Here is a 22453-nt window from a genome sequence, read left to right as displayed (position 1 = left end):
TCCAAATCGAGTTGTCTTGGAGTTGTCATGAAAACCGCTGCACTGCGTGAACTGATCCAGCAAGCCCACGAGTTGGAAACCCGCAACGGCCACCTGGCCCGACTGATCCAGACTCAGATGAACAGCCTGCATCCGAGCATCAACCTGTCAGGCGAGGATGCCGCAGGCGTGCTGACCCGCTTCGTCCATGCCTATGTCGAACAAGTGCCGGAGTTCCTCGAAGCGGCGGCCAACGTGGCCCGCGACGCGGGTATCGAGGACAGGATCAAGCCGGTACTGAAGGTCGCCGAACAGTTCTTCCTGACCCCGCCGTCGCTGCTCGATGGGCACGACGGCCTGGACGCGCTGCTGGACGAGGCCTACCTGGCGCATCGCCTGGTGGAGGAGGTGAACGATCGCTATATCGCCCACTTCGGCCAGCCGCTGATTCCGCTGGATACCACCGTGGCCAACGTGGTGGCCCACCAGTTGATCGGCGAGCCCTTCGCCAACCAGCTGGACGAGGCTGTGCACCAGGCGGCGGAGTCGATGCTCGAGGAAAGCATCTTCAACAGCCCTACCGCGCAGGCCTACCGCGCTCGGCTGAGCGATCCGCAGACGGTTTCGGCGTGGAAGCAGTGGCCGTGCCTCTCGCGTCGCTTCGGCGTCGAGCTGCACTTGAACTGAGAAGAGAGGTGCCGACCATCGCCCGCGGGGCGCGGTCGGCCATCGAGGAGAGACCGGGCATGGCGAGCAGCGCCAATGCCCGGTTTTTTCATTTACGACGGGCTGTAGCGCGGACGCGGGGTAGCCATCGGGATCGAGCCCTCGCCGTCGAGCGGGCGGAAGCGACCTTGCTCGGCGTCGTAGGCCTTGATCTGGCTGGTCTCGATGTCATAGACCCAGCCGTGGATGAACAGCTGGCCGCTGGCCAGGCGTGCGGCGACCGAGGGATGGGTCTTCAGGTGGTCGAGCTGGGCGACCACGTTTTCCTCGGTGAGGATGCCCAGGGTCTCGTGGTTGGCGCAGCCGCAATTCTGCTCTACCACGATCTTGGCCACTTCGGCATGGCGCAGCCAGGCCTTGACGGTCGGCATGCGTTCGAGGGTCTTCGGGTCCATCACCGCCTTCATGGCGCCGCAGTCGGAGTGGCCGCAGATGATGATGTGGTGCACGCCCAGGGCCATCACCGCGAATTCGATGGCAGTGGAGACGCCGCCGTTCATCTGCCCATAGGGCGGCACCACGTTGCCGACGTTACGGGTGACGAAGAGGTCGCCCGGCGAGCTCTGGGTGATCAGCTCGGGGACGATGCGCGAGTCGGCGCAGGTGATGAACATGGCGCGTGGGTTCTGCTCATGGGCCAGCTTCTTGAACAGCTCTTCCTGCTGCGGGAAGACTTCATGGCGGAAGTGCTGGAAGCCGTCGACGATGCGGCGCAGCGCTTCATCCGCGGTCTCAGTGTTGTGCTCTTCACCGTGCGTTTTGTCGTTCATGTAGGAGCCTCGGAGAGTGACTATGAATTTTCCCATGCTTGCCGACGCTCTTTTCCTGCACAAAAGGCACACGCTGTCGGAATAGTTCTGGCGAATTGGCATTGGGCGGCGTAACGGACAGCCGAATCAGACGAACTTTCCGTATCCGTCTTCTTGAGGTCAACCCACCCTGTCTATCCGTCCGTCAGCGTGTGCGCGGGACGCGGGCTCATCCTCGCTCGCCAGCATGACGATCGCGCGATCAGAACAGGCTCATCTGCGCACGAGGCACGCTGAACAGCGAGCAGTCCAGCCCGCCGTAGTCACGCTGGTTAAGCCCCAGGCGGCGTACCGCCAGGCGGAAGCGCTTCTCCAGAAGGTCGGCGAACACGCCTTCGCCGCGCATGCGGGCGCCGAAGCGGCTGTCGTAATTCTTGCCGCCGCGACTCTGGCGAATCAGGCTCATCACGTGTGCGGCGCGCTCGGGGAAGTGCGCCTGCAGCCACTCTTCGAACAGTTCGGCGATTTCCAGCGGCAGGCGCAGCAACACGTAGCCGGCCGAGCGCGCGCCATTGTCGCGCGCCGCCTCCAGCAGGCTCTCCAGTTCGCTGTCGTTGATCATCGGAATCATCGGTGCGCAGAGCGCACTGACCGGCACGCCATGCTCGTGGAGGGTGCGCATGGCGCGCAGGCGCGCGGCTGGCGCTGCGGTGCGTGGCTCCATGATGCGCTTGAGCTCGTTGTCCAGGGTGGTGAGGCTGAAGGCCACGCTGACCAGGTTGAGGCTCGCCAGCTCTTCGAGCAGGTCGAGGTCACGGACGATCAGCGAGCCCTTGGTGATGATGTGCAGCGGATGGCGGAAGCGCAGGAGGATTTCCAGAGCCTGGCGGGTCAGGCGCTGTTCGCGCTCCAGCGGCTGGTAGGCGTCGGTGTTGATGCCCAGGGCGATCGGCTGCGGCACGTAGCCGGGCTTGCTGAGTTCTTCTTCCAGGCGTTCTGCGAGGTTGGTCTTGGCGATCAGCCGGGTCTCGAAGTCGATGCCCGGCGACAGGTCCCAGTAGGCGTGGCTGGGCCGCGCGAAGCAGTAGATGCAGCCATGCTCGCAGCCACGATAGGGGTTGATCGAGCGGTCGAAGCCGACATCCGGCGACTGGTTGCGACTGATGACCGTCTTCGCCGTCTCCCGGCGCACTTCGGTGGCACGGCAGGGCGGTGCCTCCTCCTGGAACCAGCCGTCGTCCTCCGTCTCGCTGCGGGTCGGGGAGAAGCGGTTGTGCGGGTTGCTGGCGGTGCCGCGACCGCGGGGCGGGAGAGTGGGCATGGGCGGGCTCCGAGAGATAGCTGTATATAAATACAGCATTTTCGCTCGCTTGCCAGCGTCTTGCGATAGGTGGCTGATTGCTCTTCGTAGGAGCAAGCTCGCTCCTACAAGATCATGTTCGGTGCGTTTTTCAGATCAGCGCGCGCAGCAGCCAGTACAGCCCCGCTGCCAGGCCGATGGCCGCCGGCAGCGTGAGCAGCCACGCCAGCAGCATGTTGCGGATGGTGTGCCACTGCAGGCCGGAGCCGTTGGCGGTCATGGTGCCGGCGACGCCTGAGGAGAGCACCTGGGTGGTCGACACCGGCAGGCCGAAGTGGTCCGCCGCGCCAATGGTCAGCATCGCCATCAGTTGCGCGCTGGCGCCCTGGGCATAGGTCAGCGGTTCCTTGCCGATGCCCTCGCCGACGGTGGTGACGATGCGTCGCCAGCCCACCAGGGTGCCCAGGCCGAGGGCCATGGCCACGGCGACCTTGACCCACGACGGGATGAACTGGACGGTGCGCAGGCTGTGTTCGCGCACGGCTTGCAGGGTGCTCCAGGCGTTCGGGTCGAAGAGCTGCTCGGTGCGGTCAAGCTGGCGGATGGTTTCCACGCTCAGGTAGAGGCCGTTGCGCAAGGCCAGCACCTCCTCCTCGGGCAGCGGTTCGCCGGCGACTCGCCTTTCCAGGCGGTCGCCGACTTCGTGCATCTGCGCCGCCAGGGCCGGCAGCACCTGCGGCTGAAGCCGGCCGTCGCGCTCGTAGTCGAGCAGCACCGGCTGTGGATCGGTTGGTGCATTCACCGTCGCCAGGCGTTGCAACTGGGCCTCGGCCTGGCGGGTCAGGTCGAGCAATTGGCGGATCTCGTCGGCGCTCTGCCCGTGATTGATGGCGAACCCCAGCGGCAGCAGCGCGGCGAGGATCAGCATGATGAGTCCTATACCCTTCTGGCCGTCGTTCGAGCCGTGGGCGAAGGACACGCCGGTGCAGGTCAGGATCAGCAGCGCGCGGATGCCAAGGGGCGGCGGCTTGCGTCCCTCGGGGGCGAGGAACAGCGCACGCTGGCGCACCGCCAGGCGCATGCCGAGCAGCAGCAGAGCCGCGCCGGCGAAGCCGATCAGCGGTGACAGCAACAGCGCATAACCGACCTTGAGCAGCTGCGCCAGGGCGCTGCCGCCCAGGCCGATGACGCCGGCCATGGCGCCGTGGGCGAGGCCTACGCCGACGATCGAGCCGATCAGCGTATGCGAGGAAGACACCGGCAGGCCCAGCCACCAGGTGCCCAGGTTCCAGAGGATGGCCGAGACCAGCAGGGCGAAGATCATCGCCAGCCCGTCGCTGCTGTCCAGGTGCAGCAGTAGGTCCAGTGGCAGAAGGGTAACGATGCCGAAAGCCACCGCGCCGCTGGAGAACAGCACGCCCAGCAGGTTCCACAGCCCGGACCAGCCGACCGCCCACTGCGGGCGCATCGCGTTCGTGTAGATGACGGTCGCCACGGCGTTCGCGGTGTCGTGGAAGCCGTTGATGAACTCGAAGCCCAGGGCGATCAGCAGGGCCGTCGCCAGGACCAGCAGGGACAGGTTCGGCCGCAGCTCGCCGCCGCTGGCATGCACGTCGTACCAGAGGCTGCCGAAGGTGAACAGCAGCCCACCAGCGAGCAGCAGGAAATACAGCAGGTGCCCCGTCGGCGTTGCGGCTTCGCGCAGCACCGGATTGACCGGCATGCGCGAGATGCGCGACGCGCGCAGGGTGTCGAGCAGCAGGTAGCGGTCAAGCATGGCGAGCGCGCCCGGCGACGGCGGAGCGACCTCGAGCAGTCGCGCGGAGAGAGTGGGCTAGCGGGGCGTGCACGGAGGACTCCTGTCCAGGAACGCTAATAGCCTAGTCCGCCTCATTGCGCCCGTGGCAGGGAGGGCGACTTTTCTTCATTCGGCGATAGTCGCAGTCGACTATATGTCAAATGGCTATTAGTCTTGGCGGGCATTCCGCCACTACGCTCAATATTGATGTGCTGGCGTCATGTGCACCCGAAGGACAGTTTCGAGCTCCGCTTCAGCAGGGGATGCCTGCGATGACCAACCCACAACTCCCAGACGCACTGCCGCAGATCCTGGAACAGGCGATCGACGGCGTCATCGTGCTCGACGAGAGCAACTGCGTGCTGCTGTTCAACGCAGCCGCCGAGCGGCTCTGGGGTTATTCCCGGGACGAGGTGCTTGGGCGAGATGTCGGCCTGCTGCTGCCTGACGAGGTGCGCCCGCGCCTGGACGCGCCGCTCGACAGCGAGGCCATCGTCGGCAGCCGCAGCGAAGTACCCATGCAGCGCCGTGACGGCAGCTGGCTGTGGGGATCGATGTCGATCTCGCGCATCGACGTGCAGGGTCGCCGCCTGCTGACCGCCTTCGTCAAGGACTGCACCTTGCAGCGCCGCCAGCGCGAGCAGATGGACGTGCTCTCGCTGGCCGCCAACGAAACCGACAACGCGGTGATAGTCACCGGTCGCGACGGGCGAATCCTTTATGTGAATACCGGCTTCAGCCGCATGTTCGGCTGGAGCCGCCAGGACGTCGTCGGCAAGTTGCCGTCCGAGCTGCTTCGAGTGGCCGCCGGCAGCCTGCGCCATTGGCAGCGCGCCGGTGGCGGGGTGTTCCGGCGCGAGGAGCTGGTGCGCGACCTGATCGGCCGACCGCTGTGGTGCTCTGTGGTGGCCAACCCCATCCTCGATGCGCGCGGCGAGCCGACCCACTCGGTAATGCTGCTCACCGACATCACCCACACGAAGCTGCACGAAGTGCTGCAGAACAAGGTGCTCGACGCCCTCGTGCGCGAAGTGCCGCTGGTGGCGGTGATGGACCTGGTGTGCCGCGAGGTGGAGCGCATCGCGCCGGAAGTGAAGGCCTCGATCCTGCGGGTTGATGTCAATGGTCGCTTGCGTACGCTAGCGGGGCCGAATCTGCCGGACAGCTACTCGCAAGCCATCGACGGGGCGCCCATCGGACCGCGCACGGGCAGCTGTGGTACAGCCGCCTATCGCGGCGAACCGGTGCTGGTCAGTGACATCGCCACCGACCCGCTGTGGGACGACTACCGCCATTTGGTGCCTGCAGGCCTGATGGCCTGCTGGTCGAGCCCGATCAAGAACAGCGAAGGGCGAGTCATCGGCACCTTCGCTTTCTATTACGAGCAGAACCGCGGGCCGGACGAGCTGCACCTGCGCCTGGTCGACGTCAGCCTGCACCTTTGCGCGCTGGCGCTGGAGCGCGACGAGGCGCGCGCGCACATCCGCCAATTGGCTTTCTATGACGCATTGACCGGACTGCCCAACCGCAGCCTGCTGCTGGCCGAGGCGGAGCAGGCGATCAGCCGCTGCGACGCTGAAGGCGCCGAACTGGCGGTGCTGTTCATCGACCTGGACCGCTTCAAACAGATCAACGACTCCCTCGGCCACCCAGCCGGCGACGAGCTGCTGCGGTTGGTAGCCGCGCGGCTGCAGGCGGTGGTCCGCGAGCAGGGCTTGGTAGGGCGCCTTTCGGGCGACGAGTTCGTCGTCGTGCTGCCGAACTGCGACGGCCTGCAGGCAACGCAGGTCGCCGAGCGCCTGCTCGCCCGCCTGGCGGTGGCGCACCGGGTGGCCGGGGTCAGCCTGATCACCCTGGCGAGCGTGGGCATCAGCCTGTACCCGAGCAACGGCCAGGACATGGAAACCCTGCTGCACCGCGCCGACATGGCGATGTACCAGGCCAAGAACGGTGGCCGCGGCAGTTTCCGCTTCTTCAGCGAAGAGATGAACCAGCGCGCACAGGAGCGCCTGGCGCTGGAAAGCTCCCTGCGCGAAGCGGTGCGTCACCAGACCCTGAGCCTGCACTACCAGCCGCAGGTGCGCCTGCACGACGGCAGCATCCACGCGGTGGAGGCGCTGGCGCGTTGGCGCCATCCGCAAATGGGCGCGGTGGCGCCGAGCCGATTCATCCCGCTGGCCGAGGAGTGCGGGCTGATCGGCGAGCTCAGCCAGTGGGTGCTGCGCGAAGCCTGCCGGCAGCTGGCCGACTGGCGCCAGCGCGGCATCGAGATCCCTGCGGTGGCGGTGAACCTGTCGCCCTCGGACTTCCACGACCAGGATCTTCCGCACAACCTCGACGTGCTGCTGCGGCGCCACGGCCTGAGCGGCTCGGACCTGGTGGTGGAGATCACCGAAGGCATGCTGCTGGACAACCATCCGACCACCCTGGCGACCCTTCACGCGCTGGCCGAACTGGGCGTGCGCCTGTCCATGGACGATTTCGGCACCGGCTATTCGAGCCTCAGCTATCTGCACCGCCTGCCGATCAGCGAGCTCAAGCTCGACCGCAGCTTCGTCGCCGACCTGGCCGGAGGCGGTACGGCGCTGGCGCTGACCGACGCGGTGATGAACATCGGCCGCAGCCTGGAGCTGACGGTGATCGCCGAGGGCGTGGAGGAAACGCGGCAGCTGGAGATGCTGCACCAGCAGGGCTATCCGGTGGCGCAGGGCTATCTGTTCTCGCGCCCATTGCCGGCGGCGGCGCTGGAGGAATGGATGTTGCGGCGGGTGTTTGCGTCGTAGGCAGGCGCTTCGCGAACCGCTCCCTGTAGGAGCGGCCCATGGCCGCGATTCGCGCGCATGGCGCGCTCCTACACGGGATATAGGTGCGGGGATTTTCGCGGATGAATCCGCTCCTACAGGATGACGCCGGCCGCTCCGATCACGCCGAACAGCCCCCTCTCCCGCTTGCGGGAGAGGGAATCAGCCTTACGGCTTCTTCAGCTTCGGATTGGGGAAGAACTGCACGCCTTGGACCTTGGGATCAGCCGGCTTCTTCAGGCCGCTGACGTTGACCCGCGTGGTCAGCTCCTTGGGCACCGACTGGCCCTGGGCGTTGAGCGTGTCGGCATAGCCGCAGGCCACGCATTCGCGGTGCGGCACACCTTCTTCGTCCCACATCACGATCTTGTCTTCGGCGCTGCACGCGGGGCACACCGCTCCGGCGATGAAGCGCTTCTTGATCTCGCTCATCACGCGGCCTCCTCGGTCAGCCCGGAGTGGCGCAGCAGGGCGTCGATGGAGGGCTCGCGGCCGCGGAAGGCGACGAACAGTTCCATCGGCTCCTGGGAGCCGCCCTTGGCCAGGATCGCCTCGCGGAAGGCGTTGCCGGTCTGCGGGTTGAACACGCCTTCTTCCTCGAAGCGCGAGAAGGCGTCGGCGGACAGCACTTCGGCCCACTTGTAGCTGTAGTAACCGGCCGCGTAACCGCCGGCGAAGATGTGCGCGAAGCTGTTGGCGAAGCGGTTGAACTTCGGTGGGCGCATCACCGCGACTTCGTCGCGCACGCCTTCCAGCACGTCGAGCACGCTACGGCCGTCGCCGTGGGTGACGTGCAGCTCGAAGTCGAACAGCGAGAACTCCAGCTGGCGCACCATCATCAGGCCGGACTGGAAGTTCTTCGCCGCCAGCATCTTCTCCAGCAGGTCCTGCGGCAGCGGCTCGCCGCTCTCGTAGTGGCCGGAGATCAGCGCCAGGCCCTCGGGCTCCCAGCACCAGTTCTCCATGAACTGGCTCGGCAGCTCCACCGCGTCCCAGGCCACGCCGTTGATGCCCGAGGCGCCGACGTGTTCGACGCGGGTCAGCAGGTGGTGCAGGCCGTGGCCGAACTCGTGGAACAGGGTGGTGACTTCGTCGTGGGTCAGCAGCGCCGGCTTGCCGCCGACCGCCGGGGTGAAGTTGCACACCAGGTAGGCCACCGGGGCGATCATCTGTCCGCTGGCATCGCGGCGACGATCGCGGGCGCCGTCCATCCAGGCGCCGCCGCGCTTGTTGGCGCGGGCGTAGAGGTCGAAGTAGAAGCGGCCGACATGCTGGCCGTTTTCCTCGATCTCGAACAGGCGTACGTCCGGGTGCCAGCGCTCGAAGTCGTGCAGCTCGCGGATCTGGATGCCGTAGAGCTTCTGCACGATGGCGAACAGCCCGGAGAGCACCTTATCCACAGGGAAGTAGGCGCGCAGGGTTTCCTGCGAGACGCTGTAGCGCGCTTCGCGCAGCTTCTCGCCGAAGTAGCCGGAATCCCAGCTCTGCAGCGGCTTGCAGCCTTGCTCGGCGGCGTAGGCCTGGAGCTGCTCCAGGTCCTTCTGGGCAAACGGCTTGCTGCGCACGGCGAGGTCGCGCAGGAAGCTCAGCACCTGCTCCGGCGTCTCGGCCATCTTGGTCGCCAGCGACAGCTCGGAGAAATTGGCGAAGCCCAGCAGACGAGCCAGCTCCTGGCGCAGGTCGAGGATTTCCTGCATCACCGGACCGTTGTCGTTCTGCCCGGCGTTCGGCCCCTGGTCGGAGGCGCGGGTGCAGTAGGCGGCGTACACCTCTTCGCGCAGGGCGCGGTCGTCGGCGTAGGTCATCACCGCGTAGTAGCTGGGGAATTCCAGGCTGATCAGCCAGCCGTCCAGGCCCTTGGCTTCGGCGGCCTGCTTCATCTGCGCCTTGGCCGAGTCGGTCAGGCCGGCCAGCGCGGCCTCGTCGGTGACGTGCTTGGTCCAGGCCTGGGTGGCGTCGAGCAGCTGGTTGGAGAAGCGGCTGCCGAGCTCGGAAAGGCGCGCCTGGATTTCGGCGTAGCGCTGCTGCTGGTCGGCCGGCAGGTCGATGCCGGACAGGCGGAAGTCGCGCAGGGCGTGTTCGAGGATGGTCTTCTGCGCCACGTCGAAGCTGGCCGCGGCGGGGCTGGCGGAGAGCCCTTCGTAGGCCTTGAACAGCTCGCGGTTCTGGCCCAGTTCGGTCCAGTAGGCCGACAGCAGCGGCAGGCAACCTTCGTAGGCTTCGCGCAGCTCGGCGCTGTTGCACACGGCATTGAGGTGGCTGACCGGGCTCCAGGCCGCGCCCAGGCGCGCGTGCAGCTCGTCGATGGCCAGCACCAGGCCGCTCCAGCTCGGGTTCGCGCCCTGTTCGGCGAGGATGCGCGCAATGGCCGCACGATTGTCGGCGAGGATCTGCTCGATGGCCGGCTTCACGTGCTCGGGGCGGATGGCGGAGAAGGGCGGCAGGTCGTAGGACTGCAGAAGGGGGTTCGCGCTCACGGTGGCAACCTTGGCTTGAGGAAACACCCGGCCATCTTAAATACAATCGCTGTCATCCGCAGCTGAAGGAAAGCTATCGTGACCATTCGCACCTACCAGGGCAAAACGCCATCCCTCGGCGAGCGCGTCTTCGTCGACCCCAGCGCCGTGCTCATCGGCGACATCGAGATCGGCGCCGACAGCTCCGTATGGCCGCTGGTCACCGTGCGCGGCGACATGCACCGCATCCGTATCGGCAAGCGCACCAGCATCCAGGACGGCAGCGTGCTGCACATCACCCACGCCGGCCCCTACAACCCGGACGGTTTCCCGCTGACCATCGGCGACGAAGTCACCGTCGGCCACAAGGTGCTGCTGCACGGTTGCACCATCGGCAACCGCATCCTGGTGGGCATGGGCTGCATCGTCATGGATGGCGCGGTGATCGAGGACGAAGTCATCCTCGGCGCCGGCAGCCTGGTGCCCCCGGGCAAGGTGCTGGAAAGCGGCTTCCTCTACGTAGGCAGCCCGGCGAAGAAGGCCCGCCCGCTGACCGACAAGGAGCGCTCGTTCTTCGCCTACACCGCCGGCAACTACGTGAAGCTCAAGGATCAGCACATCGCCGAGGGCTACACCGAGTGAGCGAAACGGGCGGTCTCGCGACCGCCCGTCGTACTGGCCGTCAGCGCAAGGCTGAGGCTTCGTCTGTCAGAAGGCGCGGCAGTTCGGCGAACGGCACCCAAGTTCGTCCGTGCCAGTGCAGCACCTCCAATTGGCCACCGTTCCAGCTCTATTAACTTTGCTCCAGTCTCCCGGTGCTGTTACGACGGCATCGTGCAAGGTCAGTACGCCCCCCACATATGGCATCGTAATGCGCCTATTTTTCGGCAATTTAGGCGATTCTTAATGTTATGGAGAGTCGCTCCTTTTTCCTAAATGACGAAACTCTTTATCCGGATTTTCTGATGTTATTGAGGCGACGATGGTATCGAACTGAATCGTGATTGGTCGCTTGCATATAGGAGCTAAGGGAGAGGTTCTTGGAGTTTGTTACTTAAGCGCAATGGATAGCAAAGTTTGGGGCGGTGGATTAGTGGTTTATTGAGGGATTGCAAGACGCTGACTCGATATTTTTAACGTGCGGAAAATTCACTCAAGGTTATGGTTTTTTCGTATTTTCATGAGTTTCTATTTTCGAGTTATCTAAGCGCCCTAGGCCTGCGATGAATAAGGCTTAGAGCATAGTTAACTTAGGAGATAGAAATGAAGCTCAATATGATTTGCGAAGGTGGTTATATTTCAAATGACAATTTCAGTAATGTGGTTTTGGCTGCCGGAGGAAATAGCCTTATAACTTTGGCGAATGCTCAAGCCAGTCCGCTTGAAGGGCTGTTGCCAATAATTAGCTCAGTTGGAAGCAGAAATTTATCAATGCAGGTGGATGGCACGAAGGCATCCGAGTCTCAAGCCTTGCAGATTATAAATGCAATTCTTGGGGCGAATACGAGTGTAAGCGTCTCCTCAATCGCAAGTATGACGGCTCAGGCCGTTGAGAGTATTGTTCAGGCTGGTGTTGGCAAGAAGCTTTCAATCGGCATTGATTGTGCGGTGTCATCTCAAGATAGCGTGGTGCACGCAATCGATTCCGCCGTTCGTAGTGGGATATCTTTTTCTGTTGGTTCACTAAACGCCCTCACAACTGAAGGTGTCTCTGCAGTGTTTCAGGCTGCGCAGGGCAGTACATTTACTGCGTCGCTTGACGGAAGAACAACTTCTGGGAATAAGCTGCAGGAAGTTATAAGTGCAGCAAATGGTTCGGCGGCTTCGCTGAGCCTATTTAACTCTTCATACGTTCCGATTTCTGATCTACTCAATGCATTCTCCCTGATAGGTGGTAGAACTCTTGATATGAGCTTTGACGCAACTTTGATAACTGCGCAAAATCTGAAAGATCTTGTCTCAAGTGCCCCAGCATCGGTGGGCATAGGCATTGATGCAGCTCAAGGAATAGTCGTCTCAAGTCTGGTTGAAATTATACAGGCTTCTGGAGCGAAACGTCTCGCTGTGAACCTTGGTGCCGATCAGGCAACTAATGATCAAATGCAAAGTTCAGTGGATTCGGGTGGAGCTACTACCTCGATATCAATTGGGTCAGCACATGTCCCGCAGTTAAGCATTATGTTGGGAATGATTGCTTCATCGGCAAATACGAATTTGAGTCCAATTTACAATGGTTCGCAATTGATAGTAACCCCGACCGATGGAAATTGGGTAGTTAGAGCGCTGGAGGTTGCGCAGCCAAGCACTCAAATAATTGTAAATTCCGTTGGCGTGACGAGTTTCACGTTGAGTATCGTGCTTGATATTCTAAGCGCGGCGGGCTAATAAATTTCCCAGGCTCTCAGTCATCAGGTAAACCATGAATATCGAGATCGTCGCTATAGTCCTTTTTCTAACACTCCTAGTTGCTCAGAGCTCTGAAGCATCATCGATGAGGTGCAGTCGAGGTATCGCTAGTGAAGGGGACACGCGGCAAGAGATTCTTGAGAAATGTGGCGAGCCTGCTGATAAGGAAATATGGGAGCCTGGGCTTCGGAATAGAAATACCAATACGCCCAAAAAAGGGGTTGTGCGAGTTGAATTCTGGACTTATGGACCGGACGGAGGAGTTTATAGAAGGCTGCGCTTTATTGATGATAAATTGGTGCAGGTGCAAATAATATGGAACTAACCTAGACCGGAGTTTTGCTGGTTGAGTTTGTAGCGTTATCCTTACAGCCCCACGAAGTGTGGCTAGGCCTTTCCCCCATGGACTACCAGAACATCCTCTTCGACCTCGACGGCACCCTCACCGACCCGCGCGAGGGCATCACCCGCTCGATCCAGTACGCCCTGGCGCAGCTCGGCATCGACGAGCCGGACCTGCGCCGGCTGGAGCATTTCATCGGTCCGCCGCTGCTGCAGTGCTTCATGAGCTCCTATGACTTCGACGAGGCGCGCGCCTGGGAGGCGGTGAACCATTACCGCGTGCGTTTCAAGGATGTCGGGCTCTACGAGAACCGAGTCTTCGAGGGCGTTGGCGAATTGCTCGAACTGCTCGGCGGGCAGGGCCGCACGCTCTACATCGCCACCAGCAAGCCGACCGTGTTCGCCGCCGAGATTGCACGGCACTTCGATTTCGCCCGGCACTTCAAGGTGATCTACGGCAGCGAGCTGGATGGCACGCGCACCAACAAGGTCGAGCTGATCGAGCACCTGCTCGCCTGCGAGGGCCTGGACCCTACGCGCACGCTGATGATCGGCGACCGCAAGCACGACCTGATCGGTGCGCACCGCAATGGTTTGCGCGCCGCCGGTGTCGGCTACGGCTTCGGCAGCCGCGAGGAGCTGATGGCGGAGAACCCGGCGCATTACTTCGCCAGCCTGGGCGAGTTGCGCGAGGCTTTCGTCGCCGGCTGAAACGACCTTTCAGCCATGCCGGCTCTGCGGCATGAGTGTTAAGTCGTTGATACACAAGTTGCCTGAGGCGTCACCGCAGGCGCCTCCGCATGCAGCATTCCGGACCTGGAAGACCACCATTCGTCGGCTGAATGGTGCCGGCTGAGTCCCGCGCGGGAAGTAGATTTTTCGATATATCAGGGATCTAGCGCTGTCGCCGAGGCAATGGCGCCAAATTGACATCATTTCCTGCTCCTCTACCTTTCCACGAGCCCGCCGATGGTCTTCTCAGGCAAGGACTGCAACTGAGCAGTGGAGAGTCGAGCATGCGTGATCTACCCCTTGATCCAGCTACCCGGACGGGTGGGAGTCCCTCCCGTTTGCTGCCGATGGTGCTGGCATCGCTGCCCTGGATCGTGGTGGCGCTGCTCGCGTGGCTAGGACTGCCGCTGTGGCCCCTGCTGCTGCTCGGCTGCCTGGGTAGCCTGGCCATCGGCTACTTCGCCACGAACGCGGCGCCCGCTGAGGAACGCGGTCAGGAGCTGCTCGATCCGAATCAGCTGCCGCGCTGGCGCCAGGTGCAGGACGTCGCGCAGGAGCAGCTGGGGGCGGTCGACGGCCATGTCCGGCAGATCGACAACATCCTGCAGCAGGCCATCGGCCGCCTCACCGAAAGCTTCCACTCCCTCGCCGAGCGCATCGATACCCAGCGTGGCCTGTCCCATTCGCTGATCGAGCGCTACGACGGGCGTGGCCACGTCGATGACGCCATCAATTTCCAGGACTTCGTCCAAACCACCCAGAGCACCCTGGCGTTGTTCGTCGAGGCCACGCTGGAGACCAGCCGGACGTCGCAGCAGCTGGTGGAGCGCATGGACCGGGTGACGCACAAGATCAGCGAGATCCTGCAGTCGACCCAGGACATGGACGCCATCGCCAAGCAGACCAACCTGCTCGCCCTCAACGCCGCCATCGAGGCCGCGCGGGCCGGCGAGAGCGGCCGTGGGTTCGCTGTGGTGGCCGATGAGGTGCGCGCACTCTCGACCCGTTCCACGCACTTCTCCGAAGCCATCCGCCAGCACGTCGACGTGGTCTACCGGGAGATCAAGGATGCCGAGGGCGCCATCGCCCAACTGGCCGAGAAGGACATGTCCTTCGCGCTGGATTCGAAACAGAAGATCCAGCGCATGTTCGACGATCTGGAAGCCATGAACAGCCATACGCTGAAGGTCATCCACGAGCTGGACCGGATTTCCCTTGAAGTCGGGCAGGGCGTCGATGCCGCTGTCACCGCGCTGCAGTTCCAGGACATGAGCAGCCAACTGCTCGGGCAGATCGGCAAGCACGGCGCGCGCCTGGGCGATCTGGCCACGGCGCTTGGCGCGCTGGGCGTGCAGCCGCCGCAGGAGTGGCGTGAGCGCCTGGACCGCCAACTCGAGGAGCTCAAGCGTCCGTTGGCCAATCCGGTGGCGCAGAGCTCGCTGAACGCCGGCGAAGTCGAGTTGTTCTGAGGCGGATTCCAGGCGGGCAGCGCTTCCGACGGATTGCTGACGCCGGTCGTTGGACAGCTTGTAACAAGATGCTTCACTTCTGATGGCTTGGTGATATCGGGCGGCTGTGCCGCCCACGCAGGAGCGGTACCGGGTAGGCGCCCGGGAACATGGAAACCCGCAAGGAGAGAGTCATGGGCAAGCAGATCCTGATCGTCGACGACTCCGCGTCGATCCGCCAGATGCTCAGCTTCACCCTCAAGTCCGCCGGCTACGAGGTGGACGAGGCGGTGGACGGCAAGGACGGCCTCGGCAAGGCGCAGCGCAAGGCCTACAACCTGGTGTTCACCGACCAGAACATGCCGAACATGGACGGCCTCTCGCTGATCCGCAGCCTGCGCGACATGGGCAACTACCGCAGCGTGCCGATCCTGATGCTCACCACCGAGTCCAGCGACGCCATGAAGCAGCAGGGCCGCACCGCCGGCGCCACCGGCTGGCTGGTGAAGCCGTTCGATCCGCCGAAGCTGCTGGAAGTCACCCGCAAGGTCCTCCCCTGAACCCCCATTGATCGCGCGGGAGCCATCCTGCGCAGTCCCTTGGCGCCTCCGCGCCGCTGATGGAGATGGGCAGATGAACATGAGCAGGGCTGCGACGCGCTCGCGGCAGGCCGCCCCGACGGATGACGAAGCATGAACCAGGGCATGAGCCAGTTCCTCCAGGTGTTCTTCGAAGAGACCGATGAGCACCTCGCCACCCTCGAGCTGCTGCTGATCGGGCTGGACCTGGAGCAGCCGGACGCCGAGGCGCTCAACGGCATCTTCCGCGCCGCCCACTCGATCAAGGGCTCCAGCGGCATGTTCGGCTTCGACGACCTGACCGCCGTCACCCACGAGCTGGAAACCCTGCTCGACCGGATCCGCTGCGGGCGCACTGCGCTGCACCCGGACATGATCACGGTCTTCCTGGAAACCCGCGACCTGCTGCAGCGCCTGCTCGACGTGCAGCGCTACCAGCGCCCCGATCCCGACCTGCCGGTGCAGGCCTGCGTCGAGCGCCTGCGCGCCTGGCTGCAGGAGCCGGTCGCCACCCCGGAGGCGGACGCCGCCTTCGGCCTCTTCGAAGAGGCCCCTGGCGCTCCTGCGGCAGAGGAAGAGGACTTCGGCTTCTTCGATGAAGCACCCGGAGCGCCGACCGCCCAGGCGGACGAGGCTTTCGGCTTCTTCGACGACGCCCCCGGCAGCCCGGCCGCGCCTGTGGCTGCGCCGCCTGCGGTCGTCGAACCGGTGGCCGCCAAGGCGGCACCCGTGCGGACCGAGGTGCGCGGCGAGGGCGAGTCCAGTTCGATCCGCGTGAGCGTCGAGAAGATCGACAGCCTGATCAATCTGGTCGGCGAGCTGGTGATCACCCAGGCCATGCTCGGCCAGCTCAGCGAAGGCCTCGACCCGGGCCGCCACGAGCGCCTGCAGCAGGCCCTGGCGCAGCTCGAGCACAACACCCGCGACCTGCAGGAATCGGTGATGTCGATCCGCATGCTGCCGATCAGCTTCATCTTCAGCCGCTTCCCGCGCCTGGTGCACGACACCTCGCAGCGCCTGGGCAAGCAGGTCGAGCTGCACCTGCAGGGCGAGCACACCGAGCTGGACAAGAGCGTGATCGAGAAGCTCAGCGACCCGCTCACGCACATCGTCCGCAACAGCATCGACCACGGCATCGAGTCGCCCGCCGAGCGCGTGGCGGCGGGCAAGCCGGCCAGCGGTTCGGTGAAGCTCTCGGCCAGCCACCAGGGCGGCAGCATCGTGGTCGAGGTGTCCGACGACGGTCGGGGCCTGTCGCGCGAGCGCATCCTCGCCAAGGCCCGCGAGAAGAACCTGCCGGTGCATGACGGCATGAGCGACGCCGAGGTCTGGCAGCTGATCTTCCTGCCCGGCTTCTCCACCGCCGAGGCGGTCACCGAGCTGTCCGGGCGCGGCGTCGGCATGGACGTGGTGAAGCGCAACATCCAGGCCATGGGCGGTCGCATCGACCTCGATTCGGCGCCCGGCATGGGCACCCGCCTGACCATCCGCCTGCCGCTGACCCTGGCCATCCTCGACGGCCTGATAGTCGCGGTGTCGGACGTGAACTACGTGATCCCGCTGACCTACATCGTCGAGTCGCTGCAGGCCCGCGCCGACGACGTGCGCGGCATGGCCGGCGAGGATTCGGCGGTGATCCGCGTGCGTGGCGAGTACCTGCCGCTGTTCTCCCTGCAGGACTTGCTGCATATCGGCGGCGAAGCCTTGCCGCCGGAGCGCGCCATCGTCGTCATCCTCGAGTCCGAGGGGCGTAGCTTCGCCCTGCAGGTGGACGAGCTGGTCGGCCAGCAGCAGGTGGTGATCAAGAGCCTGGAACAGAATTTCCGCCGGATCGACGGCATCACCGGCGCCACCATCATGGGCGACGGCAGCGTCGCCCTGATCCTCGATGTCGATGCCTTGCCGCGCCTGGCGGCGCGAGGAGAGAACCTGCATGAGCACAGTTGAAGCGCACCAGGCGGCAAGCCTGGCGCAGGAGTACCTGACCTTCACCCTGGGCCGCGAGGAGTACGCCATCGACATCCTCCGCGTGCAGGAGATACGCGGCTACGACCAGGTCACCGCGATCGCCAACGCGCCGGCCTTCATCAAGGGCGTGATCAACCTGCGCGGCGCGATCGTCCCGATCGTCGACCTGCGCATCAAGTTCAACCTGGCCGACGTCGGCTACGACCAGTTCACCGTGGTGATCATCCTCAACGTCGGCCGGCGCATCGTCGGCGCGGTGGTCGACTCGGTGTCCGACGTCATCGCCCTGGCCGCCGAAGAGGTGAAGCCGCCGCCGGAGTTCGGCTCCAGCTTCGACACCGAATACCTGCTCGGCCTGGCCACCGCGGGCGAACGGATGCTGATCCTGGTGGACATCGAAAAACTCATGACCAGCCGCGAGATGGCGCTGGTCGACGAAGCCGCGGCCTGATCGCGGACGCCAACAACTGCACGCAGCTTCAAGCGCAGAGGAACGAGAAGATGGGACTGTTCAACGCACACGCCGTGGCGCAGCAGCGCGCCGATCGCATCACCGCTGTCCTCCAGTCGCTGGCCGAGGGTCGTCTCGACGCCGCCATCGGCGACGCGCCGGCGCCTGGCTACGAACGCCTCTACGAGGGCCTGCGCGAGGTGCAGAAAGTGCTACGCCAGCAGCGCGCCGAGCAGGAGCAGGTGCAGGTTCTGGAAGCGGGCCTGGCGGAGATGACCCGCCAGCACGACGCCGGCTGGATCGACGAGGTGATCCCGGTGGCCAAGCTCGACGGGCGCCCCGCGCGCATCGCCCAGGGCATCAACGAGCTGGTGGCTGCGCACATCGCGGTGAAGATGCGGGTGGTGGCGACAGTCACCGCCTACGGCCGCGGCGACCTCAGCGTCGACATGGACCGCCTGCCGGGCAAGAAGGCGCAGATCACCGAGGCCATCGACGGCGTGCGCGACGCGCTCAAGGCCAACGCCGCCGCCGCCGATTACAACGCGCGGATCAAGAGCGCGCTGGACAACGTCTCGGCCAACGTGATGATCGCCGACAACGACCTCGACATCATCTACATGAACCGCACCGTCAGCGAGATGCTCAGCCGCGCCGAGGCGGACATCCGCAAGCAGCTGCCGAACTTCAACGCCAGCAAGCTGATGGGCGCCAACATCGATATCTTCCACAAGAACCCGGCGCACCAGCGCAACATGCTGGCGCACCTGAGCGCGCCGCATAAGGCCGAGCTGAGCCTGGGCGGGCGGCGCTTCGCCCTCGACGTGGTGCCGGTGTTCAACGATGCCGGCCAACGCCTGGGCTCGGCCGTGCAGTGGACCGACCGCACCGAGGAATTCCGCGCCGAGCAGGAGGTTTCGCAGCTGGTCGAGGCGGCCGCCGCCGGCGACTTCAGCAAGCGCATCGACCAGGTCAACAAGGAAGGCTTCTTCCTCAAGCTGGCCACCGGCCTGAACAGCCTGGTGGAAACCGCCGACAAGGGGCTGAAGGACGTCTCGCGGATGCTCGCGGCGCTGGCCCAGGGCGACCTCACCCAGCGCATCGAGGCCGACTACCAGGGCACCTTCGGCGAGCTCAAGGACTACTCCAACAACACCGCGCAGAGCCTCTCGCGGATGCTCGGGCAGATCCGCGAAGCGGCCGACACCATCAATACCGCCGCCGGCGAGATCGCCAGCGGCAACACCGAGCTCTCGACCCGCACCGAGCAGCAGGCTTCCAGCCTGGAGGAAACCGCCTCGAGCATGGAAGAGCTGACCAGCACCGTGAAGCTCAACGCGGAGAACGCGCGGCAGGCCAACTCGCTGGCGGTGAACGCCTCGGAGGTGGCCACCGAGGGCGGCAACGTGGTGCAGAAGGTGGTCGGCACCATGTCGGCGATCAACGACTCGGCGCGCAAGATTGCAGACATCATCGGGGTCATCGACGGCATCGCCTTCCAGACCAATATCCTCGCGCTGAACGCCGCGGTGGAAGCGGCGCGCGCCGGCGAGCAGGGTCGTGGATTCGCCGTGGTGGCTGGCGAGGTACGTACGCTGGCGCAACGTTCGGCGGCGGCGGCCAAGGAGATCAAGACGCTGATCTCCGACTCGGTGGACAAGGTGGAAAGCGGCAACACCCTGGTGGCCCAGGCCGGCCAGACCATGAGCGACATCGTCATCGCGATCAAGCGGGTGACCGACATCATGGCCGAGATCGCCGCGGCCAGCGCCGAGCAGAGCAGCGGTATCGAGGAGGTCAACAGCGCGGTGTCGCAGATGGACGAGATGACCCAGCAAAACGCCGCGCTGGTGGAAGAGGCCGCGGCCTCGGCCGAGGCCCTGCAGGAGCAGGCCGGCCTGCTCAACCAGTCGGTCGCGGTGTTCAAGCTCGACGACCTGCCGCGCGTGGTGCCGCTGGCGGCGGCACGCCCGGCGCCGGTCGCCGCGGCGCAGCCGAGCTCGCGCGCGGCGCGAGGCCTGGCCAAGGCGGGCAGGGCGAAGAAGGATGAGGATTGGGAGGAGTTCTGAGACCCCGGTAAACGCGATCCCCGTAGGAGCCGACCTTGTCCGCGATAGCCGGGTTCTCCGGCGCGTTTCGCGGATGAGATCCGCTCCTACGGTCGTCTCTCCTTGGCCGGCGAAGGAATGCAGTCATGAGCGGTATCACTCTGCCGAACCCAGGCGGCCACGAGTTCCTCTACACCCGCCGCGACTTCCTGCAGGTGCGCCAGGTGCTCTACCGGCGCACCGGCATCAGCCTGTCCGAGAGCAAGGAGCAGCTGGTCTACAGCCGCCTGTCCCGGCGCCTGCGGGCGCTGCGCCTGGACAGCTTCGGCGCTTACCTCGCCTACCTGGCGGAGAACGACGAGGAGTGGCAGCAGTTCGTCAACGCGCTGACCACCAACCTCACCGCCTTCTTCCGCGAGCGGCATCACTTCGACACCCTCGCCACCCTGGCACGCGATCCCGCGCGCCGGCATCGGCCGTTGCGCTTCTGGTCGTCCGCCTCCAGCACCGGCGAGGAGCCGTACTCGATGGCCATGACCCTGGTCGAGGCCTTCGGCAGCTTCCAGGCGCCGGTGCAGATCCTCGCCTCGGACATCGACACCCGGGTGCTGGATACCGCGCGCGCGGGCATCTATCCGCTGGAGCGCGTGGAGTCCCTGGAGCTGGCGCGCAAGCAGCGCTTCTTCCAGCGCGGCAGCGGGCCCAATGCCGGCAAGGTGCGGGTGGTGCCGGAGCTGCGCGAGCTGGTGAGGTTCCAGCAGATCAACCTGCTCGATGCGCGCTGGGACGTGCAGGGCGAGTTCGACGCGATCTTCTGCCGCAACGTGATGATCTATTTCGACAAGCCCACCCAGACCGCCCTGCTCGAACGCCTGGTGCGCCTGCTGCGGCCGGACGGACTGTTCTTCGCCGGCCATTCGGAGAACTTCGTGCACGCCGGCCACCTGGTGCGCGCCGTGGGCCGCAGCACCTACCAGCGCGTGGCGGCCCGTTGAGATGGGCGCGGCGCAGCTCAACCGCTACCACGACCCGCGCTTCGGCCGCGAGGCGGTCAAGCTGTTGCCCGGCGAATGCTTCGCCACCGCCGACGACTTGCTGCTGGTCACGGTGCTCGGTTCCTGCGTCTCGGTGTGCCTGTACGACACGATCAACAAGCTGGGCGGGATGAACCATTTCATGCTGCCCGGCGATACCGGCACCAACCCGCTGCTGTCCAGTTCGGCGCGCTACGGCGTGCATGCGATGGACCTGCTGATAAGCCAGCTGCAGCGCCTAGGCGGGCAGCGCCGGCACTTCGAGGCCAAGGTATTCGGCGGCGCCTCGGTGCTGCAGAACCTCAGCGCCGACGTCGGCCAGCGCAACGTCGATTTCGTCCTCGACTACCTGCACACCGAACAGATTCCGGTAGTTGGCCAGGACCTGCTCGACGTCTATCCGCGCAAGCTCTACTTCTTTCCCGCCAGCGGCCGCGTGCTGCTGCGCAAGCTGCATGTGCTGGCCAACGACACCGTGCTGCAGCGCGAGTCCGACTACCAGCGCGTGCTCAGCACCCGGGCGCGCGACGGTGGCGTCGATATTTTCTAGGAGGTGCGCGATGCCGGCGAAAGTACTGGTGGTGGATGACTCGGCGCTGATCCGCAGCCTGCTCAAGGACATCATCCAGGCCGACCCCGAGCTGCAGTGGGTCGGTGGCGCGCCGGACGCCTACGTCGCCCGTGACCTGATCAAGCAGCATGCGCCGGACGTGCTGACCCTGGACGTGGAAATGCCGCGCATGGACGGCCTGACCTTCCTCGACAAGCTGATGAAGGGCCGGCCGACGCCGGTGGTGATGGTCTCGTCGCTTACCGAAAAGGGCTCGGAGGCGACCTTGCGGGCGCTGGAGCTAGGCGCCGTCGATTTCGTCGCCAAGCCGCGCCTGGGCATCGCCGAAGGCATGCAGGCTTATGCCGAGGAGATCCGCGCCAAGCTCAAGGCCGCCGCCCGCGCGCGGGTCGGCCAGCGGCGCGCGGCGCCCACGCCTTGCGCGGCCCTCGGGCCGTTGCTGAGCACCGAGAAGATCATCGCCATCGGCGCCTCCACCGGCGGCACCGAGGCGATCAAGGAAGTCCTGCTCGGCCTGCCGCCGGACTGCCCGGGGACGGTGGTGACCCTGCACATGCCGCCGGGCTTCACCCGATCCTATGCCGAACGGCTGAACCGGCAGACGCGCCTGCAGGTGCGCGAGGCTGGCGACGGCGACCGCATCCTCCCCGGCCAGGTGCTGATTGCTCCGGGCGACTATCACCTGTGGGTCGAGCGCAGCGGCGCCAACTACGTCGCCCGGCTCAATCAGGCGCCGGCGGTCAACGGCCATCGGCCGGCGGTGGATGTGCTCTTCGACTCCCTTGCCCGCTGCGCCGGGCGCAACCTGCTGGCGGCGCTGCTCACCGGCATGGGCAAGGACGGCGCCCGCGGCCTGCTGAATATCCGCCAGGCCGGCGGCTTCACCGTCGCCCAGGACGAAGCCAGCTGCGTGGTCTACGGCATGCCCCGCGAGGCGGTCGAGCTGGGCGCGGTGCAGCAGGTGCTGCCGCTGGAAGCGATAGCTGGCGCACTTTTGCTACAGGCTCGACATAGCGGCGGCGGCAATCGCGTCTAGAATTCCCGGGTCAATTGCGTGGCGTCAAAA

Annotated in this window: 19 protein-coding genes; 14 read left to right on the top strand and 5 right to left on the bottom strand. The window is 64.9% G+C overall.

Features of this window, described 5'->3' with window-relative positions; translation table 11 throughout:
- Positions 1–27 precede the first annotated feature (27 nt).
- Positions 28–666, top strand: a complete 639-nt coding sequence (locus ACA097_RS12250) for a hypothetical protein (protein ID WP_160285431.1) — start codon at positions 28–30, stop codon at positions 664–666.
- Between the two features lie 92 nt (positions 667–758).
- On the opposite strand, the gene ACA097_RS12245 is transcribed toward ACA097_RS12250, so the two are convergent.
- The 3 genes from ACA097_RS12245 to ACA097_RS12235 all read right to left on the bottom strand — a co-directional run bounded on the left by ACA097_RS12245 (position 759) and on the right by ACA097_RS12235 (position 4531).
- Positions 759–1475: a carbonic anhydrase gene (locus tag ACA097_RS12245; protein WP_371370271.1), complete on the bottom strand. Its 717-nt coding sequence runs from the start codon at positions 1473–1475 to the stop codon at positions 759–761.
- 241 nt (positions 1476–1716) lie between these two features.
- Positions 1717–2775, bottom strand: coding sequence for a PA0069 family radical SAM protein (locus ACA097_RS12240; RefSeq protein WP_371370270.1), 1059 nt, complete (start codon positions 2773–2775; stop codon positions 1717–1719).
- Between the two features lie 130 nt (positions 2776–2905).
- Positions 2906–4531 carry an inorganic phosphate transporter gene (locus ACA097_RS12235; protein ID WP_371370269.1) on the bottom strand — a complete coding sequence of 542 codons (1626 nt, stop codon included), beginning with the start codon at positions 4529–4531 and terminating at the stop codon, positions 2906–2908.
- Between the two features lie 293 nt (positions 4532–4824).
- Between ACA097_RS12235 and ACA097_RS12230 the strand changes: the two genes are divergently transcribed.
- Positions 4825–7335: an EAL domain-containing protein gene (locus ACA097_RS12230; RefSeq protein WP_371370268.1), complete on the top strand. Its 2511-nt coding sequence runs from the start codon at positions 4825–4827 to the stop codon at positions 7333–7335.
- 186 nt (positions 7336–7521) lie between these two features.
- Here the strand turns inward: ACA097_RS12230 and ACA097_RS12225 are convergent, their stop codons facing one another.
- Positions 7522–7785, bottom strand: a complete 264-nt coding sequence (locus tag ACA097_RS12225) for a YheV family putative zinc ribbon protein (RefSeq protein ID WP_043248088.1) — start codon at positions 7783–7785, stop codon at positions 7522–7524.
- The gene (gene prlC / locus ACA097_RS12220) at positions 7785–9830 is read right to left on the bottom strand and encodes an oligopeptidase A (protein WP_371370267.1); all 2046 of its coding nucleotides are present in this window, start codon (positions 9828–9830) and stop codon (positions 7785–7787) included. The genes ACA097_RS12225 and prlC overlap by 1 nt, the downstream gene beginning before the upstream one ends.
- A gap of 78 nt (positions 9831–9908) precedes the next feature.
- Between prlC and ACA097_RS12215 the strand changes: the two genes are divergently transcribed.
- The 12 genes from ACA097_RS12215 to ACA097_RS12160 all read left to right on the top strand — a co-directional run bounded on the left by ACA097_RS12215 (position 9909) and on the right by ACA097_RS12160 (position 22423).
- Positions 9909–10451 (top strand): gamma carbonic anhydrase family protein, encoded by a 543-nt coding sequence (locus ACA097_RS12215; RefSeq protein WP_371370266.1) that lies wholly within the window; start codon positions 9909–9911, stop codon positions 10449–10451.
- Positions 10452–11072: 621 nt separating this feature from the next.
- Complete coding sequence (locus ACA097_RS12210; protein WP_371370265.1) at positions 11073–12194, top strand: hypothetical protein; 1122 nt, start codon at positions 11073–11075, stop codon at positions 12192–12194.
- Positions 12195–12228: 34 nt separating this feature from the next.
- Positions 12229–12540 carry a DUF2845 domain-containing protein gene (locus ACA097_RS12205; RefSeq protein WP_371370263.1) on the top strand — a complete coding sequence of 104 codons (312 nt, stop codon included), beginning with the start codon at positions 12229–12231 and terminating at the stop codon, positions 12538–12540.
- Between the two features lie 77 nt (positions 12541–12617).
- Positions 12618–13268 carry an HAD family hydrolase gene (locus tag ACA097_RS12200; RefSeq protein WP_371370262.1) on the top strand — a complete coding sequence of 217 codons (651 nt, stop codon included), beginning with the start codon at positions 12618–12620 and terminating at the stop codon, positions 13266–13268.
- A gap of 305 nt (positions 13269–13573) precedes the next feature.
- Positions 13574–14758 (top strand): methyl-accepting chemotaxis protein, encoded by a 1185-nt coding sequence (locus ACA097_RS12195; protein ID WP_371370261.1) that lies wholly within the window; start codon positions 13574–13576, stop codon positions 14756–14758.
- A gap of 173 nt (positions 14759–14931) precedes the next feature.
- On the top strand, positions 14932–15297 hold the full coding sequence (locus ACA097_RS12190) for a response regulator (protein ID WP_160285440.1): 366 nt from the start codon (positions 14932–14934) through the stop codon (positions 15295–15297).
- 132 nt (positions 15298–15429) lie between these two features.
- Complete coding sequence (locus ACA097_RS12185) at positions 15430–17262, top strand: chemotaxis protein CheA (RefSeq protein WP_371370260.1); 1833 nt, start codon at positions 15430–15432, stop codon at positions 17260–17262.
- Positions 17249–17734, top strand: a complete 486-nt coding sequence (locus ACA097_RS12180; RefSeq protein WP_371370259.1) for a chemotaxis protein CheW — start codon at positions 17249–17251, stop codon at positions 17732–17734. The genes ACA097_RS12185 and ACA097_RS12180 overlap by 14 nt, the downstream gene beginning before the upstream one ends.
- Before the next feature lie 50 nt (positions 17735–17784).
- Positions 17785–19803 carry a methyl-accepting chemotaxis protein gene (locus ACA097_RS12175; RefSeq protein WP_371370258.1) on the top strand — a complete coding sequence of 673 codons (2019 nt, stop codon included), beginning with the start codon at positions 17785–17787 and terminating at the stop codon, positions 19801–19803.
- A gap of 125 nt (positions 19804–19928) precedes the next feature.
- Positions 19929–20777 carry a CheR family methyltransferase gene (locus tag ACA097_RS12170; protein ID WP_371370257.1) on the top strand — a complete coding sequence of 283 codons (849 nt, stop codon included), beginning with the start codon at positions 19929–19931 and terminating at the stop codon, positions 20775–20777.
- A 1-nt stretch (position 20778) separates the two neighbouring features.
- Positions 20779–21366 (top strand): chemoreceptor glutamine deamidase CheD, encoded by a 588-nt coding sequence (gene cheD, locus ACA097_RS12165; RefSeq protein ID WP_371370256.1) that lies wholly within the window; start codon positions 20779–20781, stop codon positions 21364–21366.
- A gap of 10 nt (positions 21367–21376) precedes the next feature.
- Entirely contained in the window at positions 21377–22423 is a 1047-nt protein-coding gene (locus ACA097_RS12160) for a chemotaxis response regulator protein-glutamate methylesterase (protein WP_371370255.1), read from the top strand.
- The last annotated feature ends 30 nt before the right edge of the window (positions 22424–22453 follow it).

Source organism: Pseudomonas sp. QL9 (assembly GCF_041409665.1).
GTDB lineage: Bacteria > Pseudomonadota > Gammaproteobacteria > Pseudomonadales > Pseudomonadaceae > Pseudomonas > Pseudomonas knackmussii.
The sequence above is the reverse complement of the archived record's forward strand: the minus strand, read 5'-3'. Positions and strand labels throughout refer to the sequence as shown.

Coding starts and splice junctions, on each gene's coding strand:
- cheD (WP_371370256.1), top strand. CDS start 20,779: ATGGGCGCGGCGCAGCTCAACCGCTACCACGACCCGCGCTTCGGCCGC.
- ACA097_RS12235 (WP_371370269.1), bottom strand. CDS start 4,531: ATGCTTGACCGCTACCTGCTGCTCGACACCCTGCGCGCGTCGCGCATC.
- ACA097_RS12205 (WP_371370263.1), top strand. CDS start 12,229: ATGAATATCGAGATCGTCGCTATAGTCCTTTTTCTAACACTCCTAGTT.
- ACA097_RS12240 (WP_371370270.1), bottom strand. CDS start 2,775: ATGCCCACTCTCCCGCCCCGCGGTCGCGGCACCGCCAGCAACCCGCAC.
- ACA097_RS12190 (WP_160285440.1), top strand. CDS start 14,932: ATGGGCAAGCAGATCCTGATCGTCGACGACTCCGCGTCGATCCGCCAG.
- ACA097_RS12180 (WP_371370259.1), top strand. CDS start 17,249: ATGAGCACAGTTGAAGCGCACCAGGCGGCAAGCCTGGCGCAGGAGTAC.
- ACA097_RS12195 (WP_371370261.1), top strand. CDS start 13,574: ATGCGTGATCTACCCCTTGATCCAGCTACCCGGACGGGTGGGAGTCCC.
- ACA097_RS12230 (WP_371370268.1), top strand. CDS start 4,825: ATGACCAACCCACAACTCCCAGACGCACTGCCGCAGATCCTGGAACAG.
- ACA097_RS12245 (WP_371370271.1), bottom strand. CDS start 1,475: ATGAACGACAAAACGCACGGTGAAGAGCACAACACTGAGACCGCGGAT.
- ACA097_RS12225 (WP_043248088.1), bottom strand. CDS start 7,785: ATGAGCGAGATCAAGAAGCGCTTCATCGCCGGAGCGGTGTGCCCCGCG.
- ACA097_RS12160 (WP_371370255.1), top strand. CDS start 21,377: ATGCCGGCGAAAGTACTGGTGGTGGATGACTCGGCGCTGATCCGCAGC.
- ACA097_RS12200 (WP_371370262.1), top strand. CDS start 12,618: ATGGACTACCAGAACATCCTCTTCGACCTCGACGGCACCCTCACCGAC.
- ACA097_RS12185 (WP_371370260.1), top strand. CDS start 15,430: ATGAACCAGGGCATGAGCCAGTTCCTCCAGGTGTTCTTCGAAGAGACC.
- ACA097_RS12210 (WP_371370265.1), top strand. CDS start 11,073: ATGAAGCTCAATATGATTTGCGAAGGTGGTTATATTTCAAATGACAAT.
- ACA097_RS12170 (WP_371370257.1), top strand. CDS start 19,929: ATGAGCGGTATCACTCTGCCGAACCCAGGCGGCCACGAGTTCCTCTAC.
- ACA097_RS12175 (WP_371370258.1), top strand. CDS start 17,785: ATGGGACTGTTCAACGCACACGCCGTGGCGCAGCAGCGCGCCGATCGC.
- ACA097_RS12250 (WP_160285431.1), top strand. CDS start 28: ATGAAAACCGCTGCACTGCGTGAACTGATCCAGCAAGCCCACGAGTTG.